At 41.2% G+C, this 2,536-nt stretch carries 3 protein-coding genes; all 3 read right to left on the reverse strand.

The window, feature by feature from the left end; translation table 11 throughout:
- The coding region (locus tag V7659_RS08955; RefSeq protein WP_335539537.1) for a twin-arginine translocase subunit TatC at positions 1 to 187 on the reverse strand (187 nt) is incomplete at its 3' end.
- A gap of 77 nt (positions 188 to 264) precedes the next feature.
- Positions 265 to 471: a twin-arginine translocase TatA/TatE family subunit gene (locus tag V7659_RS08960; protein WP_335539539.1), complete on the reverse strand. Its 207-nt coding sequence runs from the start codon at positions 469 to 471 to the stop codon at positions 265 to 267.
- A gap of 28 nt (positions 472 to 499) precedes the next feature.
- On the reverse strand, positions 500 to 2,245 hold the full coding sequence (locus V7659_RS08965) for an alkaline phosphatase D family protein (RefSeq protein ID WP_420491716.1): 1,746 nt from the start codon (positions 2,243 to 2,245) through the stop codon (positions 500 to 502).
- Positions 2,246 to 2,536: the final 291 nt, after the last annotated feature.

Below are 2,536 nucleotides of genomic sequence, written 5' to 3' on the forward strand. Positions count from 1 at the left end.
CCCATAAAATATCACTAGGTCCAAGAACAGCCAGCTTCTGATCCAGGTCCCTAATGAGCCATTTATAGATATTTTCTACATAGATAAAACTAATAATAAAAAATAGGATAAAGGCTAACATGGTTTTTATTAACCTTCCACGCAATTCTTCTAAATGCCCCATCACATGTAATTCTTTGCCGTCCACATTTATGTCCTCCTTTAAAATCAGTAAAAAAAGGACGAGTTCCCCCGTCCTCCCTTTTAAACGAAACCCCTTTTATTTTATCCTTCCTTTTTTACTGCCGTTAAAGCAGGCTTTTTCTCTTCCTCTTTTGTATCACTAGAGACTAATTCATTTGTCGCCGATTTAAATTCGGAAAGCGTCCGTCCAAAAGCGCGGCCGATTTCCGGCAGCTTAGAAGGTCCGAAAATAATAAGTGCGATTACAAGAATAAGTATTAAACCGGGAATACCAATATTCGAAAACAAATAAGGTCAACTCCTTTGCAGGTGTATGTTAATTTGGAACTTTAACTCCCTTTTTTTCTAATTGCTTTTGATGGGCACGACTATGGGCCTTATTTCGGTCTTCTTCAACTTCTGTTGAATGCTGTACACCTAATGGTACTTCAGTGGTTGATACCTGTTTTAGTCCCTGTCCATTTTTTTCGAAAACATACGATGCACGTGTCGATACGTCAGCTCCAGGCTTGGAAACATATGGAACTACTCGGTAGTCTGCCTGCCAGCGGTCCGGTGTCACTCGGCAGCGGACATAGCCACGATAGTCATTAAAGAATTTAATATGCGGGTTCAAGCCTAAAATTTTGTCTGTATCCGCTCGCTTATCAGCTCCATCACCACCTGAAGTGATAGACGTGCCGACGAATTCAGCACCAAAGATCCTCGAATTTGGATTATCGAAATCTTCGATTAAGTTTGTTGCCCAACTCGCATGAACATCCCCCGTTAATACAATCATGTTATTTAACTGTTTAGATTTAGCATAGTTCAATACATGCTGACGAGCGGCAGGATAACCATCCCATGCATCCATACTGTATTTAGGTTTAGTGGCTGTTCCGTAGTTCCTCTGGGCAAAGAAGATTTGCTGGGCAAGGACATTCCATGCCGCCTTGGAGCCATCAAGTTTACCAAATAACCATTGTTCTTGTTCCGTTCCCATCAGGGTACGTTTTGGATCAAGGGATTCAGCGGTCTGAGGGGAGCTTGTATCCCCGTTTGCCTGGTCGTCACGGTATTGGCGTGTATCAAGAACAAAAAAGGATGCAAGATCACCGTATTCGAAGTCACGATAGATTTTCATATCTGCCCCTTGGCGCACTATTGATTTTCGAAGCGGCATATGCTCATAGTATGCCTGATAGGCGGCTGCTCTTCGGATAATAAATTCTTCAACCGACTGACCTTTTTCTGGAATTAGGTCCGCGTAATTGTTTTCAACCTCATGGTCATCCCATGTCACAATCCATGGGAAGGCGGCGTGAGCAGCTCTAAGATGCTCATCGGTGCGGTACTGCGCATATCGGTTTCGGTAATCCACAAGAGTTTTGATTTCCGGACCACTATGAGTTCGAACATTTCCTGTGGAAGCAATATATTCATTTGGTCCGTACTCATAAATGTAATCTCCCAGATGGAAGACAAGGTCTAGATCTTCTTTTGCTAAATGCTGAAAAGCTGTGTAGAATCCATGTTCAAATTGTTGACAGGACACAAAGGCAAATTTAAGATCAGAGACGCCTGTCCCAGCTAGAGGAAGGGTTTTTGTTTTTCCTACCGGGCTTATCTCATTACCACTTTTAAATCGGTAATAATAAATGTGGTTGGCTTTTAATCCGGTCACTTCCACATGGACAGAATGACCGAGATCAGGTCTAGCATGTTCAGTTCCTCTTTGAATGATATTTCGGAAATAATGATCAGTTGCAAGCTCCCATTTAACTGGTACTGTATGCGGCGGCATCCCCCCGCCATTTAATGGATCCGGAGCGAGTCTTGTCCACAGAACAACACCATCGGAATGTGGGTCACCAGATGCAACGCCGAGTGTAAATGGATAGTCACTAAAGGACGGATCGGCGTTAACTTCAAATCCACCCATTGACTGTGCGAGAGCTAGTCCCAGTGATAGTCCTGCAATTTTGCTTGCGCCATGTAAAAAACTCCGTCGATCCATATTTTTGTGCAGTCCATCCATTCCAAGGTTTTTCATCCATTCATTCAAAGGCATCTCACGCATTATGTACATCCCCTCTTTTTAATCAAATTTTAATCTCGGTCTCCATTATAGAGAGGAAATTTTAAGTGAATGTAAAGAATTGTAAAGAAGAAGTTCTTTTATTTAGGCATAATTATGTACAAATTAATAGGTAAATCAACTGATAGACTTATAATCTCAACATTTTTCTAGTTTTATGTGGTTGGGTTTTTAGTGCTAACGTTCTGTTTTTCTTTATATTTTATTCATAAAAATCAAACAAATAAATTTTTCCGGTTCAACAAATTAGTTAATTCAACATCATCCCCCATA

The sequence above is a fragment of the Neobacillus drentensis genome, assembly GCF_036966985.1.
GTDB lineage: Bacteria > Bacillota > Bacilli > Bacillales > Cytobacillaceae > Neobacillus > Neobacillus drentensis_E.